Source organism: Lysobacter niastensis, assembly GCF_015453285.1.
In the GTDB taxonomy this organism is placed as follows: Bacteria; Pseudomonadota; Gammaproteobacteria; order Xanthomonadales; family Xanthomonadaceae; genus Lysobacter_J; species Lysobacter_J niastensis.
Window position 1 is genome coordinate 46,670 of sequence record NZ_JADLZT010000013.1, and the last position, 17,494, is coordinate 64,163.

Here is a 17,494-nt window from a genome sequence, read left to right on the forward strand (position 1 = left end):
CGTGATCGCCGTCGCGGCAGAACGCTATAGACGATAGTCGTAAACGCGGGTGACGGGCCGCTGCGCCAGCGAAGCCATCGCTCCTGCGCAGCCGGGAATGCCGTGCCTTGGATTTCAATGGCTTGAGTCGCTGGATCCCCGCCTTCGCGGGTATGACGGCGGTCCTGCGCCGCGGAGCCGACGGTGCCGGGTCGAGCCCGGCGACGAGCCGCTACGACCAATGGCGAATGGATGTGCAGCGCGATCGGCCAGCAGGCTGCTCGCGACCGTGCAAGAGCACGGCGTTCCTCTGGGAGGGAATCATGTCCGTATGCATTGCAACGCCGCGGGGCCGGCGCACGTTGTTGCACCGACCGCTTGCGGCCGCATTGCTGGTCGCGCTGGTGTTGCCGGGCGTCGCGTTCGCGCAGACCGCAAAGGAGCAGGAGCTGGAGGCGCGCGTCGCCCAGCTCGAAGCGATGGTGAAGCAGTTGGCGGCGCAGCAGCAGGCGCAAACCGCAGAGGCGAAGGCCGCACCCGCGCCCGCCACGCCTGTCGCAGCGGCGCCTGTCGCGGTGCCGGGTGGCGCACCCGCCACGGCCAAGCCAGCGATCCAGAGCGCCCCGATCATGGCCACCGCCAACCCTGGCACGCGCTTCACCTACGGCGGCTTCATCAAGCTCGACGCCTCGGTGACGCAGACCAACGACGGCGACATCCCCGACGGCACCGTCGGCCGCCTGTTCTACGTGCCGAAGGCCATTCCGGTGGGCGCGGGCAACGCCAACGAGGATGGCGCCGACACCGACATGGGCGTGAACTTCTCGCGCTTCTGGTTCGGCGCCGACACCGATCTGGACAGCGGCGACAAGCTCAAGGCCTACCTCGAGTTCGACCTGTTCGGCGGCGGCAGCACCGCCTTCACCGGCAACGAGGTCGCCACCAACACCTATGCGCTGACGCTGCGCCAGGCCTACGTGCAGTGGAACGGCTGGCTGGCCGGCCAGACGTGGAGCAACTTCCAGGACGTGGCGGCGATGCCGGATACCGTCGACTTCCTGGGCCCGACCGAAGGCACGGTGTTCGTGCGCCAGGCGCAACTGCGCTACACCACCGGCCCCTGGTCATTCTCGATGGAGAACCCGGAGACGGTGTACACGCCGTTCAATGGCAATATGGCGCAGGTCTCCGGAGACGATGGCCCGATGCCCGACTTCACCGCGCGCTACCTCACCAAGGGCGACTGGGGCCATTTCGGCATCGCAGGCCTGGTGCGCCAGCTGAAGTACCAGAACGGCCCGCTCGACCAGGACGACGACAGCACCGGCTACGGTGTGAGCGTGTCGGGCAGGTTCAACGTCGGCGCCAACGACGATCTGCGCTACATGATCACCGGCGGCAGCGGCATCGGCCGCTACATCGGCCTGGCGCTCAACAACGACGCCGTGCTCGACGCCGCGGGCGAACTGGAGAACATCGACGTGATCGCCGGTTTCGTCGGCTGGCGCCACGTGTTCTCGCCGAAGCTGCGCGGCAACCTGTTCTACTCGCGGGCGGAGTACGACAACGAAACCCGCCTGACCGGACTTGGCATCACCAAGGGTGCGCAGTCGGCGCACTTGAACCTGATCTACACGCCACTGCCCAAGCTCGACCTCGGTGCCGAGCTGATCTGGGGCCAGCGTGAACTCGAAAACGGGGACCGCGGCGACCTCAATCGCCTGCAGACGCACGTCAAGTACAACTTCTGAGGCCGACCACCATGTCCACCATCACCGCCAATGCACCCGATACGGGCGCGCTGACCCAAGGGCACAAGAAGGTCATCTTCGCGTCCAGCCTGGGCACCGTGTTCGAGTGGTACGACTTCTATCTGTACGGATCGCTCGCCGCGATCATCGCCAAGCAATTCTTCAGCGGCCTCAACGAAACCAGCGCTTTCATCTTCGCGCTGCTCGCCTTCGCCGCCGGTTTCGCCGTGCGGCCGTTCGGCGCGATCTTCTTCGGCCGCCTGGGCGACATGATCGGCCGCAAGTACACGTTCCTGGTCACCATCGTGATCATGGGCCTGTCGACGTTCCTGGTCGGCATCCTGCCCAACTACGCGACGATAGGCTTCGCCGCCCCGGCGATCCTGATCGCCCTGCGGCTGTTGCAGGGCCTGGCGCTGGGCGGCGAGTACGGTGGCGCGGCGACGTATGTCGCCGAGCACGCGCCGCACGGCAAGCGCGGCCTGTACACCAGCTTCATCCAGACGACGGCGACGATCGGCCTGTTCTTGTCGCTGCTGGTGATCCTGGGCGTGCGCACCTACCTGGGCACCGAGGCGTTCGAGGCCTGGGGCTGGCGCATTCCGTTCCTGCTGTCGATCGTCCTGCTGGGCGTGTCGGTATGGATCCGCATGCAGCTCAACGAGTCGCCGCTGTTCCAGCAGATGAAGGCCGAGGGCAAGCAGTCGAAGGCGCCGATCACCGAGAGCTTCTTCACCAAGAACGGCAAGGTCGTGTTGCTGGCGCTGCTCGGCGCCACCGCCGGCCAGGCCGTGGTCTGGTACGCCGGCCAGTTCTACGCGATGTACTTCCTGACGCAGTCGCTGAAGGTCGATGCCACCACGACCTGGCTGTTGATCGCCGCGGCGCTGGCGCTCGGCACACCGTTCTTCATCTTCTTCGGCTGGCTGTCAGACAAGATCGGCCGCAAGAAAATCATCATGGCCGGCTGCCTGATCGCCGCGCTGACCTACTTCCCGCTGTTCAAGGCGCTCACGCACTACGCCAACCCGGCGATCGAGGAAGCGCGCACCAGTGCGCCCGCGGTCGTGCATGCCGATCCGTCGACCTGTTCGTTCCAGTTCGACCCGATCGGCAAGAAGGTCTTCACCAATTCGTGCGACATCGCGACCGCGGCGCTGGCCAAGGCGGGCGTGCCGTACACGATCCAGCCGACACCGGCCGGGTCCGTCGCCAAGGTCAGCGTGGGCGCCACCGAGGTGGCCGGCTACGAAGGCGCCGGGCTGACCAAGGAAGACGGCAAGGCCAAGGGCGATGCGTTCGGCGGCGAACTGAAGGCCGCGCTGAAGGCCGGTGGCTATCCGGAGAAGGCCGACGACGCGCGCATCAACAAGCCGATGGTGCTGCTGATCCTGACCGTCCTGGTGATCTACGTGACGATGGTCTACGGCCCGATCGCGGCGTGGCTGGTCGAGCTGTTCCCGACCCGCATCCGCTACACCTCGATGTCGCTGCCGTACCACATCGGCAACGGCTGGTTCGGCGGGTTTCTGCCGACGATCGCGTTCGCGCTCGTCGCGGCCACTGGCAACATGTACTACGGCCTGTGGTACCCGATCGTCATCGCGCTGATGACGTTCGTGATCGGCTCGCTGTTCCTGCGCGAGACCAAGGACGTGGACATCCGCGACTGACCCTCCCCATCGCGGTTCGCACGACAACAACGCCGGCTTCGTGCCGGCGTTGTTGTATGCAGGGGAGGAGGGCCGAGCTGCCGCCGGGCTACCCCGGTCGAGTCCTACTGCGGCGGCGCCGCCAGTTCGGTGGCGTTGAGATAACCGTCGCGGTTGCGGTCCTGGCGTCCGAATGTGGCGGCCAGTTTCTCGCGGTGTTCGACGAGGCTGATCGGCTGGCCGCGGCCGCCGGGCAACTCGGCGCTGCTGAGGATGCCGTCGCCGTCAGTGTCCATGCGGGTGAAGGCGTAGCTCATCCAGTCCTGGTATTCGGCGAGCGAGACGCGGCCGTCGCGGTCGCCGTCCATGCGCGAGAGGTAATCGCCGGTGGCGTTCACCTGTGCCAGCGCCGGCATAGAAGCCGCGAGCACCAGCACCGCGAACAGGTTCGCGGTGCGCGGAGCGGAAAAGAAAAAGCCCGCGCGGGAGGGCGCGGGCCTTTCGTGATGCGGACGCATCGTGCGGTAGCCCCGGATCAGGCTGCCCGCGCCGGTGCCAGCGCGTAGCCCTTGAGGCGGGCCGAGAACGCCTGCAGCGCCTGGATGCCGCTGGCCTCGGCCTCGTTGCACCACGCCTGCAGTCGGGCCAGCGTGGCCTGCGCATCGTGCGAGCGGTCGTCCAGCACCTGCGCCAGGCGCGCGCGGAAGTCGGCCAGCGTGGCCATCTTCGGACGCTCGGCCACCCACGCCTGCAGCTTGGCGCGCTTGTCGTCGTCGAGCCAGCGGCCGCCGTCGGCCAGGCCGTGGCGCAGCTGACGCGGCAGCTTGAACTTGGCTTCGCGCAGCGCCGGCAGCGTGACGCTGCGGTAGTAATCGGTCATCGCCTGGAAGCGGATCGCGAGCAGCGCCTTCAGCGTCTCGCCGTCGGGCATGGCGATGTTCGGGCGCACGTCGAGCGTCGGCGCTACGCGCAGCACCTTGGCCAGGCCCACCTTTTCCAGGCCCTTGATCGCGAACCAGCCGATGTCGAACTCCCACTTGCGCAGGGCGAACTTGGCCGAGCTTGGGAAGGCGTGGTGGTTGTTGTGCAGCTCTTCGCCGCCGATCCAGAAGCCCCACGGAGTGAGGTTGGTCGCGGTGTCGGTGGTTTCGAAGTTGCGGTAGCCCCACCAGTGGCCGAGGCCGTTGACGACGCCGGCGGCCCAGAACGGGATCCACAGCATCTGGATTGCCCACACCGCAACGCCGGCGAAGCCGAACAGCGCGAAGCTGATCATCAGCATCAGCGTCGGTCCGAAGGTCGCGTGCGGGGTGTAGAGGTGGCGCTCGATCCAGTCGTCCGGGCAGCCCTTGCCGTACTTCTCGATGTCCTCGCGCTCGCCACGGGCCGCGCGGTACAGCTCGACGCCGCGCCACATCACCGTGTCGATGCCCTTGAACATCGGGCTGTGCGGGTCTTCCTCGGTCTCGCACTTCGCATGGTGCTTGCGATGGATCGCCGCCCACTCCCTGGTGATCATGGAGGTGGTCAGCCAGCTCCAGAACCGGAAGAAGTGCGCGAGCACCGGATGGAAGTCGACCGCGCGATGCGCTTGCGAACGATGCAGGTACAGCGTGACCGAGAAGATGGTCAGCTGCGTCACCACCAGCAGGTAGATCAGCAACTGGCCCCAGCTGGCCTGAATGAGGCCGCCGGCGAGGAAATCGAGCAGGGAAACGGGCATTGATGACTCCGGGGAACCGCAGGAGGACCGGCGAAAAGGCACGATCCCGCGCGTGATCATGCCACCTGGGTACCACCGTTCGCGCCGGTACGGCCGGGATTCGTGATGGGGTCGTTCATGCCCCGTCGCAAGGGCGTTAGGGTCCCGGGACGCCCGCTATTCAGTCGCGGCGCCGGCGATCTGCCTGCGCAGACGTGCCAGCGAAGGCTTGGCGAACGCCTTCACCGCTTCGCGTTCGGGGAGACTGAACGGGGAGTCGGCACCGCAGTGGTCCAGCAGCAGCGTGAGATCCTGCGCCTGGCCCAGCCGTTCGGTGGTGTGCTTGTCGAAACCGAAGGGACTGCCTTGCCCAGGGTCGAGACCGATCGCCTCCAGGCCGCGTCGCTGCTGCGATGCCCGGCGCGCCCGGCGGCGCCAGCGATGCCAGTCGTCGTCGTGGCCGGTGCTCACCGCGCGAGCCCTGGCCTGGTCCATCCGCAGGTCGCTGTCCGCCAGTGCGATGCGCAATGCCGAATCGGTCAGGCGCGACCAGGACAGCGCGGGCACTGCCGCGCGCAACACCGCGATCAGCTCGCGACGCCGGCCCAGATCCGGGTCGGCATCCAGTTCGCTTTCGGTGCGCGCCGCGCGGGCGGCGAGGGCGGTCTGATGCACCTGCTTGATCAGCGTCCGCGTGTGCCCATCGAGTTTGCCCTCGAGCAGCCGCTCCAGCGTTTCGACCAGCGCATGGGCGTCACGAAGGTTCGACAGGCCGGTGTTGACCGTGCGCAGTTCGCGATCCAGCACGGCCATGCCCGGTCCGAGGATGCCGTCGCCCAGATGCAGCGCCGCGCGGGTGCGCCGCAGCGCCTTGCGCGCCTGGTGCACGCCCTCGTGCAGCGCTTCGCCATGGCAACCCAGGGCGGCGAGCGACGCGTCCAGTTCGCCCAGTGCGTACGCGCAAAGCGCCGTGCCCGGCGATGCCGTGGAGTCGGAGGCGCTGGCCTGGCGGGGTGGCATGGGCACCGGCGGAGCGAGTGACTGCTGCCGATAGTACGCTGACGCCATGCCCGAACTGCCCGAAGTCGAAACCACCCGTCGCGGTCTCGCGCCGCACGTCGAAGGCCACATCGTCACCGCGGCCACCCTGCGCCGGCCCGACCTGCGCTGGCCGATCGCCGAGGAAATCCAGCGCGTGCTGCCCGGCCAGCGCATCGACGCCGTGCGCCGCCGGGCCAAGTACCTGCTGCTGGACACCCAGGCGGGCAGCGCACTGCTGCACCTGGGCATGTCGGGCAGCCTGCGCGTCGTGCCGGCGGACACGCTGGTGCGGGCGCACGACCATGTCGACCTCGTCCTCGACACGGGCCGTCTGCTGCGCTTCAACGATCCACGACGATTCGGCTGCCTGCTCTGGCAGCCGCCGGGCGAGGTGCATGAACTGCTCGCCGGGCTCGGGCCGGAGCCGCTGTCGGACGAGTTCGACGGCGACTACCTGTACCGGCTGAGCCGCGGACGCAGCGCGCCGGTAAAGACCTTCCTGATGGACCAGCGCGTGGTGGTCGGCGTCGGCAACATCTACGTCGCCGAAGCGCTGTTCGAGGCCGGCGTGTCGCCCTTGCGCGCCGCCGGCAAGGTGTCGCGGGAACGCTACGTGGCGCTGGCCGAGGCGATCTGCCGCATCCTCGGTCACGCCATTACGCGCGGTGGCACGACGCTGCGCGACTTCATCAGCCCGGACGGGTCTCCCGGCTATTTCGAGCAGGAACTGTCCGCCTACGGCCGCGGAGGCGAGCCCTGCCCGCGCTGCGGGCGGCCGCTCAGGCAGGCGGCGATCGGCCAGCGGACCACCGTGTGGTGCGGCCACTGCCAGCGTTGAGGCGCGAGGTGCACCCGTCGTAGCAAGTACCGGGCCACTGCATTCACGCGTCACCCGCTTGGGGAGGCGTTATAGTCGGGCCATAACCAGTGGGGGAGTCATGGCTGATACCGCCGACATCACGCTACTGCTGGATGCAGCACGTGAAGGTGACCGCGGCGCATTGGATCGCGTCCTGTCCACGCTTTATCAGGAACTGCACACGATGGCGCGACGCCAGCTCGCCGGCCAGCACGGCCAGACGCTGGATGCGACCGCCCTCGTGCATGAGGCCTACCTCAAGCTCGTCGGCCGCCGCGAGGCGCAGTTCGACGACCGCGCGCATTTCTTCGCCTACGCCGCCTCGGCGATGCGCAGCGTCGTCGTCGACTACGCACGCCAGCGCCTGGCGCAGAAACGCGGCGGCGACCTGCACCGCGTCACCGAACTCCCCGACGACGTCGAAGGCGGCCTGCGCCTGGACGAGGAAACGCTGGGCCTGGACACCGCGCTGACCAAGCTGGCCGGTGTCGATCCGCGCCTGGCGCAGGTGGTCGAGCTGCGCTACTTCGCCGGCCTGTCGGAACTGGAAATCGCCGCGCTGCTGCAACGCTCCGAACGCAGCATCCGCCGCGACTGGCAAAAGGCCCGCCTGTACCTGCTGGCCTCGCTGAAAGACGCCTGAGACCGTGATGTCCTCCCGCGCTCACCGGTCGGGCTCGGGACTGGCTCCTCGCGGGGCCCGGCGGCGTCCCTCGCTCAGCGTTGCGTTGAGCTGATCCGACATGGACACCGAGCGCTGGCAACGTTTGTCCCCGCTGCTCGACACGTTGTTCGAGCTCGACGTAGACGAGCGCGTGGAGCGGCTGCGCACGTTGCGCGAGGCCGATCCGGTGCTGGCCGACGAAATCGAGTCGCTGATGTCGCTGGAGCAGGACAGCCAGGACTTCATGGCCGAGCCGCTGATCGCGCCGATGATGGGCGCGAGGGCGGGAAGCGAGATCGGCCCGTACCGGCTGGAAAGCCTGCTCGGTGAAGGCGGCATGGGCCAGGTGTGGCTGGCCGCGCGTGCCGACGGCCTGTACCAGCGCCGCGTCGCGCTGAAGCTGCTGCGCCCAGGCCTGACCGATACCAATCTGCGCCTGCGCTTCTCACGCGAGCGCCAGATCCTGGCGCGGCTGGCGCATCCGCACATCGCGCGTCTGCTCGATGCCGGCGTCAGCAGCGACGGCTTGCCGTACCTCGCCCTGGAATACGTCGAAGGCGAGCCGATCACCGACTACTGCCGCAACCACCGCACGCCGCTGGAAGCGCGCCTGCGCATGTTCCAGCAGATCTGCGACGCGGTCAGCCACGCGCACGCCAACCTGATCGTCCACCGCGACCTCAAGCCGTCCAACATTCTGGTGACGCCGGGTGGTGACATCCGCCTGCTCGACTTCGGCATCGCCAAGCTGCTCGACAACGACGCGCCGATGGTCGAGCAGACACGCACCGGCGTGCGCACGTTCACGCTGCACTATGCGGCACCCGAGCAGATCCGCGGCGAGCCGGTCACGACCATGACGGACGTGTACTCGCTGGGCGTGGTGCTGTACGAACTGCTCACCGACACCAAGCCGTACAAGCTCAAGCGCCAGACCGACGCGGAGTGGGAGGAGGCGATCCTCGCCACCGACCCGCTGCGGCCATCGCAGACGGTGCTGCGCCACGCCGAGGACGCGGAAACCGACACGCCGTTGTTGCGGCGCCGTGCGCGCCAGCTCGCCGGCGACCTCGACAACATCGTGCTCAAGACGCTGTCGAAGCGGCCCGAGCAGCGCTATCCGTCGGTCGAGGCGCTGGCACTGGATCTCGAACGCTACGAATCCGGACGGCCCGTGCAGGCGCAGGCGCAGAGCCTCGGCTATCGCGTCAACAAATACGTGCACCGGCACCGCTGGGCGCTGGCGACCGGCACGATGGTCGCCGGCGTGCTCAGCATGGCGCTGATGATCGTCGCCTGGCAGGCGCGCGAAGCGGTGGCCGAGGCGAGCCGCGCGCAGGCGATGCAGGATTTCATGGTCGGACTGTTCGCCAGCGCGGGCGGCTCGGCCGAAGGGCAGTCACTCGACCTGCGCGGACTGCTCGACGCCGCCGTCGAGCGTGGCAACCGCGAACTGGCAAGGCAGCCGCGTGCACGCGCGGAGCTGTTCGGCGTGATCGCACGCGGACGCATCGGACTGGGCGACTACCGCGAAGCCAAGGTGCTGCTCGATCGACAAGCCGCGATCATCACCAACACCGACTCGATCCCGCTCAGCCTGCGACTGGAATCGCTGACGCTGCGCGGCCAGGTGCTGGCGCAACTCGGCGACGCGCGGCAATGCATCGACCTGATGCAGCCGCAACTGGTGACGGTGCGGCGCGAGCAGGCACAGCTGCCGACTCAGGCGGGCGGCTTCTATTCGCAGCTCGGGCGGTGCCGCCGTGCCAATGCGGAACGACAGGGCGCGCGCCAGCTGTTCGAGCGTTCGCTGGCGCTGCGCCGCGAGATCGGCGACACCGTTGGCGAAGTGGAGAACCGCATGGACCTGGCGGGATTGCAGGTCGACACCGGCGCCGACGCCATCGCGATGACCCAGTACCGCGATGCGCTCGCACAATTGCGCCGCGCCGCCGGCGACCGCCACCCGCTGCTGATCCCGCTGCATCGCAACCTCGCCGCGCTCGAGCGGAGCATCGGACAGCCGCAGGCCGCCGAGCGCGACCTGATTGGTGCGCTCGCGATCGCGCTCGACCTCAGCGGCGCGCAGCATCCCCTGACGTTGCAGGTACGTCGCGAACTGGCCGGCGCGCGCATCGACCAGGGCCACTTCGCCGATGCCGCGCGTGAGTTGCGCGAAGTACGCCGGCGACTGGTGGAGCGCAACGGACCCGCCCACGAAAGCCTCGCCGATGCTGAGCATCAACTCGGTGCGGTGGAGTGGGAACTCGGCCAGAGCGACGACGCGCTGGCATCGTTGTCGCGCGCGGCCGTGCTGTATCGCTCCGGCGGACACGAGGCGGCCCTGGCGTCGGTGCGTTTCGATCAGGCGGTGGTATTGCACGAACTCGGGCGCGATGCGCAGGCCCGGCCGCTGCTGCAGGAGTCGCGCCGATTGCGCGAGCTGCACTTCGGCGCGGACCACCCCGTGGTCGGCGACACCGATCGCCTGCTCGGCGAAGTGCTGGTCGAAGTCGGCGAACACGCTGCCGGGATGGGCCACCTCGCCAACGCGGTGCGCCTGACGCGCAATGGCTACGGCCCCACGCACGCAGGCACCCGCCGCGCCGAACTCGCGCTGGCCCGCCAGCAGGCGAGAGACGGCGACGAGGGTGCGCTGGAGCGACTGGACTCACTGGCCGCGATGACGCCGAAGGATCCGGCATTGCGCCAGGTGGCCTGGCTCGCCGGTGGCTACGCCGCACAACTGCGCTGCAGTGGCCCCGATCAGGCGCGCGCCGCGCAGACCCTCAACACGTTGCGCGGACGCGTGCAGCAACTGCAGCCGGACGGCAGCGCCGTCGCGCGCGAGATCGCATCGCTCACCAGCGAGTGCCAGGCGGAGCGCGTGGCGAGGCGTTAGCCGAGAAAAGGCTCCCATCTACGGCAGCAAGATCGGCAAGCAGCCGGTCCCGCAGGCGTCAAAGGGGACGCATGGGCCTCCGGGCGGCACCGTCGGGTGTTCGAGCTTCGCGCGTGGAGTCGCGAGCTCCATCGCCGAGGCTGGTTTGCCCGGCGTTGCAGCAATGGAGCTCCGGTCGTGGAGCAGATTGCTCCGACGTCGAAGCAAAAAGTCACAAGATCGGAGCTCTGTTGCCTCGGCGTTGGTGAAGATTTCACCATCCACGGAGCAAAAAGCCCGGCGGATGGAGCACCGGTGCTCCACGCGTCGGGTTCTAACAGCCAACGCGCCATGAGCGGTTGCCGTCGCGGGCCGTTGTAGCGGGCCTTCCCTCTACAAGGCGCTCGCCCCGGCAGTCCCCTACAGCGGCAGCGGCGGCTGCAGCGGCTGGATCTCGCCTTCGCCGCGCATGACCTTCTTGTACTCGGCGCGCGACACGGAGATGTAGCGGTCGTTGCCGCCGATCTCGACCTGAGGACCTTCCTTCACCGCGCGGCCCTGTTCGTCGACGCGCACCACCATCGTCGCCTTCTTGCCGGTGTGGCAGATCGTCTTGATCTCGCTCATCTCGTCGGCCCAGGCCAGCAGGTACTGACTGCCTTCGAACAGTTCGCCGCGGAAGTCGGTGCGCAGGCCGTAGCAGAGCACCGGGATGCGCATCGCATCGACGACCTCGCTCAGCTGCCAGACCTGCGCCTTGCTCAGGAACTGCGCCTCGTCGACCAGCACGCAGTGCAGCGCACCGTGCGCGGCGATGTCGCGGCGGACGATGCCCTCCAGGTCGTCGCCGCGCTCGAAGGCGATGGCGTCGGCGCGCAGGCCGATGCGCGAGGCCACGACGCCCGCACCGGCGCGGTCGTCCAGGCGCGGCGTCAGGATCGCCACGCGCATGCCGCGCTCGCGGTAGTTGTGCGCCGACTGCAGCAGCGTGGTGGTCTTTCCGGCGTTCATCGCCGAGTAGTAGAAGTAGAGCTTGGCCATGCGCGCATTGTAACGGCCCGCCACGCACGAGCCGATGCGGCCTTCGCCCGGCGGATGCGTCCGCGGCCTGCGCCGCGAACACTTCCTCGGCTGCGACTACTCCTTGCGGATGGGCTTGACCGGTCCCACCTCGACCGTGCCGAGGCCGTCGAGCAGCTCGTCCTGCTCCTTCCAGTAATCGTCGAACTTCAGCCCACCCGTCATGCCATACAGCTGGTTGGGGTCGACTGCCTCGGCCGCCAGGTAGGCACCCGCGTTGGCGCCGGCGTCCGCGACGAACGTGCCGTTTACCGGCGCGCCCGCGATCTCCATCATCTGGTTGCGATAGCCCAGGCGGCTGCCGGTCATCCCGCGCGCGAAGGAGCGCATGAAACGCTCCGCGCGCGGCTTGGCCGATTCGTCGCCATAGCGCGCGTAGTAGCCGAGGCCTTCCGCTTGCGCCTTTCGCTGCTCTTCGGCGGCCATCTGCGACCACATCTTCTCGCGGATCAGCAGCAGTTTCCGGCTGCCGCGCTCGGCGGCCAGGTCCGCCCAGATATAAGCCTGCACGCGATCGACCGGAACGCCCGCGCCGTGCCAGTACATCAGGCTGAGATAGTGCTGCGAGTACTTGTCCGCGTACTGCGCCGCCTCCCTGAAATGATCGGCCGCCGCGGTGTAACTGCCGCGCTGGTAGGACTTCAGTCCGAAGACGCGAGCGAGTTCGTTCGGCTTGTCCTTGGCCGCCATGGCAGCCGCATCCAGCTCCAGGAACGTTTTGTCCGTCAGCTGGGGCGCATCTGCTTTCCCGGCATGGGCACCTGCGGCGCCAGCCACGATCATCAGCGCCAAAGCGAGCGTCTTCCTGTGGATCATCATTGCCGTCTCCTTGTGCAAAGGTGTTCCTGCGGATGCGGGTCTACTTGCCCTGGTCGCCCGTGGTGGCGGGAGCTTCCACCTTCTTGACCTCGCCCACGTCGACGCGGCCGGCGCCGACCTGCTTCAGCAGCGCCTTCAGGCTGACGTCCTCGGCCTTCCAGTAGGCACCGGGGCGGGTGCGGCTGTCGGCGTAGAACTCGGTGCCGGTGCTCTTGACCGGCCCGAAGCTCGACGTGCCGCCGCCGGCCCACAGGTCCGGGCGTCCGGCCGACACGTCCAGCTTGGAGGTCAGCAGGCCGACGCGGGTGCCGGTCTGGGTGCGCATGAAGCGGCGGATCGCGGCGTCGTTGCGGGGTTGTGCGGCGGCGTCGCCGTACTTGGCGTAGTAGCCCGGCCCGATCTCCAGCGCTCGGCGCCGCTGCTGTTCGGTGAGCTCGCCCCAGATGCGCTCGCGCATCTCCAGCATGTCGTGGTTGTTGGCGCGCTCTGCGGCCAGGTCGGCCCAGACGTAGGCGACGGCCGGATCGCGCTCGACGCCTTCGCCATTCCAGTACATCAGCGTGAGGAAGTGCTGCGACAGCTTGTCGCCGTAGGATGCGGCGCGTTCGAAGTACGCACGCGCCTCGTCCATGCGGCCGTTGTCGAAGTTCCAGATGCCATGCCAGCGGGCGAGTTCGTTCGGATGACCCGACGCCTGCAGCAGCGAGGTCTGGTAGAGATCGAGATTGATCGCCCGCTCGTCGGCCTGTGCGGGAAGGCATAGCGCCAACGCGAGCGGAACCAAATAGGTCTTCCGGTGCTTACCCATGACGTGCTCCTTGCATGTGGAAGGGTAGTTCCTGCGCGACCAACCATCGCCCGTGGGCGACGGCGCCGACCTTACGCCTGCCTGCGATCGCGGGCAAACGCGGTGCCCCTGCTCTACGACGGTGTGCTCTACAGCGGCGTGCTCTACAGCGGCGTGCTCTACAGCGGCGTGTTCAACGGCGGCGTGCGCGGGCGACGGCGGCCGTGGCCCAGCGCTGCGCCACGGCCGGCGACGTCATGCATACCGCATCGTCGGTGACGGTGGTGACGGCGCGTTCGAGCAGCTGGATGTCGGCCTCGTGCTGGCGGGCGACGTGCGGGTCCTCGAAGAAGATCGCGCGCTGGCAGCGGCGTTCCAGCACCAGGTCGGCGATCTGCGCGTCGCCGCCCATCGGGCCGCTTTCGTAACGGTGCGCCCAGGCCTGGTCCTGCGGCCAGCCGCGGCTCCAGGCGAGCTCGTTGAGGCGCTGTCCGGTGGTGCCGGTGGCCACGCGCCGGGCGAAGCGCGACAGCAGGTCGAAGTGTTCGGCTGCGTACGCCAGCATCTGCGGTTTCATCGCGTCGTGGGCGATCAGCGCCAGCGTCTGCGACTCGAACGCATGCAGGCGGTCGGCGGCGGGATCGGGCGCGAGGCCGGCATCGACCCGCGTCATTTCGATCCAGTCGCACGCCGACGCCACGGTCGCCAGGAAGGGCTTGCCATGGATCACGCACTGGCGCTTCAGCGCGACCGCTTCGGGAAAGGTCGAGGAAGGATCGACCGGGTCGATCAGGTAGATCGCGCCGTCGAGCGTGCGTTCCGGTTCGCCGAGGCCGACCACCTCGGCGACCAGCTTCATCAGTCCGCCTTCGCGGCCGTAGGGATAGCGCCGCAAGCCAGCGTGGTCCGCCAGCAGGCCCGATGCGGCGATCGCATCGAATGTGCGACCGACCGTATGCAGGTGCAGGCCGAGCTCGCGGATGCCGCCCTCGCAGGCGCGCAGCCAGCGGAACAGGGCGGCGTCTTCACCGAAGTGGTGCAGGCGATTGGCGGCCAACCCCAGGCGCATGGCATTCCCCAGTTGAGTCGATCAGCCGCCAGTGTACGGAGTGCGTTGCGCCGATTGGATGCGCACGAAAAAGCCGCGGGGAGGATTCCCCCCGCGGCCACCACCAGCCGGGTCCGGGGTAAGACGGCCGGGGCGAGTTACGGCTGGTTGCTGCGGCGTGCCGGCGCGACCGGGCCGATGCCAACGCTCCCGCGCCCGCCCAGTTCGGCGTCCTGTGCCGCCCAGTACGTGTTGAGGCTGGTGCGCTCTTCGGCGTAGAACTCGTCACCCTCGACGGTGCCGTTCGAGTTCGCCGACGCGGTCATCATGCCGGCCGTCGAATTGCCGAACGTGCCCTGGATCGGGCCACCCTGCGTGATGTCGATCTGCTGGTTGCGATAGCCCAGCCGGCTGCCGGTCATGGTGCGCGCGAAGCGGCGGATTTCCATCTCGGCGCGCGGCCGCGCGGTCTCGTCGCCGTACTTCACGTAGTAGTCGTGACCGGTCGAGCGGACTTTGTTCTGTTCTTCCGGCGTCATCGACGCCCACATCTTCTCGCGGATCGCCAGCAACGGTACCGAGCCGCGCTCGGCCGCGAGGTCGGCCCAGATATAGGCCTGCGCGCGATCCACCGGCACGCCCTCGCCATACCAGTAGATCAGGCTCAGATAGTGCTGCGAGAACTTGTCGGCGTACCAGGCGGCCCGCTCGAATCGCATCACCGCTTCGTCGTGGTTGCCGCTGAGATAGGACTTGAGGCCGTGCAGGCGCCATTCCTCGTTCGGATGCCCGATCGCCGTTTTCAGTTGATCGTCGACGCCCATGAAGCTGGCGGTCACCAGCTTGAGCGGTTCGTCCGCCTGCGCATTGAGCGCGGCGAGGCCCAGCATGGCTGCCAGCCATGCGCTCTTGCTACGGATACCCATGGTTCACCTCCTGCCCGGAAGAGAGGACTCGGTGCCATCTGAGCGCGGAACATGGCTCCTGGAAAGCACCATTCATCGCGTATCGGATGAGGCCAAATCCATCCCGGCAGCGGAACTGGACCGGCGTTCCCGTCGTAAGTGCCGCGAACTCCAGCGGACCGGCATGGGCGATCTGCATCGATCGGAGGCGATCCTGCCTCGATCCGGGCTGTTCAGCTTCGGATGTCCCGAAGCCACGGTCCTGGTTTGGCCGCGAACAGCGCAAGCGCCGGTTACGGCACAATACGCCGCCGCGTCCGCGGCAGTAAACACGACTAAATGCACGGTCTGAATCCCCCCCAGCGAGCCGCCGTCCTTCATACCGAAGGCCCCCTGCTCGTGCTCGCCGGCGCCGGCAGCGGCAAGACCCGGGTCATCGTCGAGAAGATCGCGCACCTGATTTCCTCCGGTCGCATGCCGGCACGGCGCATCGCCGCCATCACCTTCACCAACAAGTCGGCGAAGGAAATGAAGGAGCGCGTCGCCAAGCGCATCAAGGGCGACGCGGCCGAAGGCCTGACCGTGTGCACGTTCCACGCGCTGGGCCTGAAGTTCCTGCAGATCGACCACGCCAAGGCCGGCCTGCGCCGCGGCTTCTCGGTGTTCGACAGCGACGACAGCGCCGCGCAGATCAAGGACCTGATGCCGCCGGGCAGTAAGCCCGACGTCATCGACGACATGCGCAACCTGATTTCGCGCGCGAAGAACTCGGGCCTGTCGCCGGAAGAAGCGCTGGCGGTGTCCAAGAGCGCGCGCGAGATGGAAGCGGCGCTGATGTACCAGCGCTACCAGGCGCGGCTGAGCACGTTCAACGCGGTCGACTTCGACGACCTGATCCGCCTGCCGGTGCAGATGCTCGAAGCCGACGAAGGCCTGCGCCTGGCCTGGCGCGAGCGCATCGGCTACCTGCTGGTCGACGAGTGCCAGGACACCAACGACGCGCAATACCGCCTGTTGAAGGCCTTGGCCGGCGACAAGGGGCTGTTCACCTGCGTGGGCGACGACGACCAGTCGATCTACGCCTGGCGCGGCGCCAATCCGGACAACCTGCTGCAGCTGGGCAAGGACTACCCGAAGCTGGAGATCATCAAGCTGGAGCAGAACTACCGCTGCTCCAATCGCGTGCTGCGCACCGCCAACGCGCTGATCGCGCACAACCCGCACGAATATCCGAAGACGCTGTGGAGCGACCAGGCCGACGGCGAGCGTATCCGCGTCTGGGAATGCCGCGACGGCGCGCACGAGGCGGAGAAGGTCGCGGGCGAGATCCATTTCCTCGCCACCGCGAAGCAGGTGCCGTGGAGCGATTTCTGCATCCTGTTCCGCGGCAACCACCAGAGCCGCGCGCTGGAGAAGGCGCTGCAGCTGCTGCGCGTGCCGTACCACCTGTCCGGCGGCACCGCGTTCCTCGAGCGCGGCGAAGTGAAGGATGCGCTGGCGTGGCTGCGCCTGATCGCCAACCCCGACGACGACGCGGCATTCCTGCGCGCGGTGCAGTCGCCCAAGCGCGAAGTCGGTGCGACCACGCTGGCCAAGCTCGCCGAACTTTCGCAGCACGCCGGCATGCCGATGTCGCGCGCCTGCGAGCAGATCGGCCTGCTGAAGCAACTTGCGCCGCGCGCGGCCAACGCGCTCGACGGTTTCGCCAACATCATCCGGTTCCTGCGGGGCCAGGCGCAGCAGATCGCCCCGAGCGAACTGGTGCGCGTGCTCGCCGACAAGAGCGGCCTGCTCGCGGCGATCCGCGCGCAGTGCAAGGACGAGGCGAGCTTCCAGCGCCGAAAGGAAAACCTGGAAGAGCTGTCGGAGTGGTTCGACGGCGGCAAGGGTTCCGGCCCGGGCGAACTCGCCGCGCAGCTGGCGCTGCTGTCGCACGCCGACAAGGGCGAGGCCGGCAACCAGGTGCGCTTGATGTCGCTGCACGCGGCCAAGGGTCTGGAGTTCCGTTACGTCTTCATCGTCGGCATGGAGGACGGCACGCTGCCGCACGAGATGGCGCTGGAGGAGGGCTCGCTGGAAGAAGAGCGGCGCCTGCTCTACGTCGGCATCACCCGCGCCAAGGAGCAGCTGTGGCTGTCGCACTCGCGCGAAGGTTCGAGGTGGGGCGACAAGTTCCGCTACAAGCCCAGCCGTTTCTTCGACGAGTTGCCGGCGGCCGAGGTCCAGCGCGACGGCGCCGACCCGGTCGCCGATGCCGCACGCAAGCAGGAGCGCGCAGTCGCCGGATTCGCGGCGATCCGCGCGCTGCTGGAAGAAGGCTGACGCC

At 68.1% G+C, this 17,494-nt stretch carries 14 protein-coding genes; 6 read left to right on the forward strand and 8 right to left on the reverse strand.

Translation table 11 applies throughout. The features are described 5' to 3' along the window. The first annotated feature begins 302 nt into the window (after positions 1 to 302). On the forward strand, positions 303 to 1,730 hold the full coding sequence (locus tag IU514_RS18550; protein ID WP_194932637.1) for a DcaP family trimeric outer membrane transporter: 1,428 nt from the start codon (positions 303 to 305) through the stop codon (positions 1,728 to 1,730). A gap of 11 nt (positions 1,731 to 1,741) precedes the next feature. After that, positions 1,742 to 3,403 (forward strand): MFS transporter, encoded by a 1,662-nt coding sequence (locus IU514_RS18555; RefSeq protein WP_194932638.1) that lies wholly within the window; start codon positions 1,742 to 1,744, stop codon positions 3,401 to 3,403. Between the two features lie 104 nt (positions 3,404 to 3,507). Here the strand turns inward: IU514_RS18555 and IU514_RS18560 are convergent, their stop codons facing one another. The 3 genes from IU514_RS18560 to IU514_RS18570 form a co-directional block, all read right to left on the reverse strand. Then, positions 3,508 to 3,900, reverse strand: coding sequence for an EF-hand domain-containing protein (locus IU514_RS18560; protein WP_194932639.1), 393 nt, complete (start codon positions 3,898 to 3,900; stop codon positions 3,508 to 3,510). 17 nt (positions 3,901 to 3,917) lie between these two features. After that, positions 3,918 to 5,105 carry a DesA family fatty acid desaturase gene (locus IU514_RS18565; RefSeq protein WP_194932640.1) on the reverse strand — a complete coding sequence of 396 codons (1,188 nt, stop codon included), beginning with the start codon at positions 5,103 to 5,105 and terminating at the stop codon, positions 3,918 to 3,920. A 156-nt stretch (positions 5,106 to 5,261) separates the two neighbouring features. Beyond that, complete coding sequence (locus tag IU514_RS18570) at positions 5,262 to 6,104, reverse strand: CHAD domain-containing protein (protein WP_194932641.1); 843 nt, start codon at positions 6,102 to 6,104, stop codon at positions 5,262 to 5,264. Positions 6,105 to 6,150: 46 nt separating this feature from the next. Between IU514_RS18570 and mutM the strand changes: the two genes are divergently transcribed. From mutM to IU514_RS18585, 3 genes are all read left to right on the forward strand, one after another. Continuing rightward, positions 6,151 to 6,963, forward strand: a complete 813-nt coding sequence (gene mutM, locus IU514_RS18575) for a bifunctional DNA-formamidopyrimidine glycosylase/DNA-(apurinic or apyrimidinic site) lyase (RefSeq protein WP_194932642.1) — start codon at positions 6,151 to 6,153, stop codon at positions 6,961 to 6,963. A gap of 100 nt (positions 6,964 to 7,063) precedes the next feature. Next, positions 7,064 to 7,627: an ECF-type sigma factor gene (locus IU514_RS18580; protein WP_194932643.1), complete on the forward strand. Its 564-nt coding sequence runs from the start codon at positions 7,064 to 7,066 to the stop codon at positions 7,625 to 7,627. Positions 7,628 to 7,727: 100 nt separating this feature from the next. Next, entirely contained in the window at positions 7,728 to 10,550 is a 2,823-nt protein-coding gene (locus IU514_RS18585; RefSeq protein WP_194932644.1) for a serine/threonine-protein kinase, read from the forward strand. Between the two features lie 399 nt (positions 10,551 to 10,949). On the opposite strand, the gene IU514_RS18590 is transcribed toward IU514_RS18585, so the two are convergent. From IU514_RS18590 to IU514_RS18610, 5 genes are all read right to left on the reverse strand, one after another. After that, positions 10,950 to 11,570: a thymidine kinase gene (locus tag IU514_RS18590; RefSeq protein WP_194932645.1), complete on the reverse strand. Its 621-nt coding sequence runs from the start codon at positions 11,568 to 11,570 to the stop codon at positions 10,950 to 10,952. Between the two features lie 96 nt (positions 11,571 to 11,666). Next, entirely contained in the window at positions 11,667 to 12,428 is a 762-nt protein-coding gene (locus tag IU514_RS18595) for a sel1 repeat family protein (protein ID WP_194932646.1), read from the reverse strand. A gap of 40 nt (positions 12,429 to 12,468) precedes the next feature. Beyond that, the gene (locus tag IU514_RS18600; protein ID WP_194932647.1) at positions 12,469 to 13,236 is read right to left on the reverse strand and encodes a sel1 repeat family protein; all 768 of its coding nucleotides are present in this window, start codon (positions 13,234 to 13,236) and stop codon (positions 12,469 to 12,471) included. Between the two features lie 172 nt (positions 13,237 to 13,408). Next, a complete protein-coding gene (locus IU514_RS18605) occupies positions 13,409 to 14,284 on the reverse strand; it encodes a methylglyoxal synthase (RefSeq protein WP_194932648.1) in 876 nt (291 codons plus the stop codon). Positions 14,285 to 14,421: 137 nt separating this feature from the next. After that, entirely contained in the window at positions 14,422 to 15,189 is a 768-nt protein-coding gene (locus tag IU514_RS18610; RefSeq protein ID WP_194932649.1) for an SEL1-like repeat protein, read from the reverse strand. Positions 15,190 to 15,507: 318 nt separating this feature from the next. Here IU514_RS18610 and IU514_RS18615 point away from each other — a divergent pair, with 318 nt between their 5' ends. Beyond that, positions 15,508 to 17,490, forward strand: a complete 1,983-nt coding sequence (locus IU514_RS18615; protein WP_194932650.1) for a UvrD-helicase domain-containing protein — start codon at positions 15,508 to 15,510, stop codon at positions 17,488 to 17,490. Positions 17,491 to 17,494 lie beyond the last annotated feature (4 nt).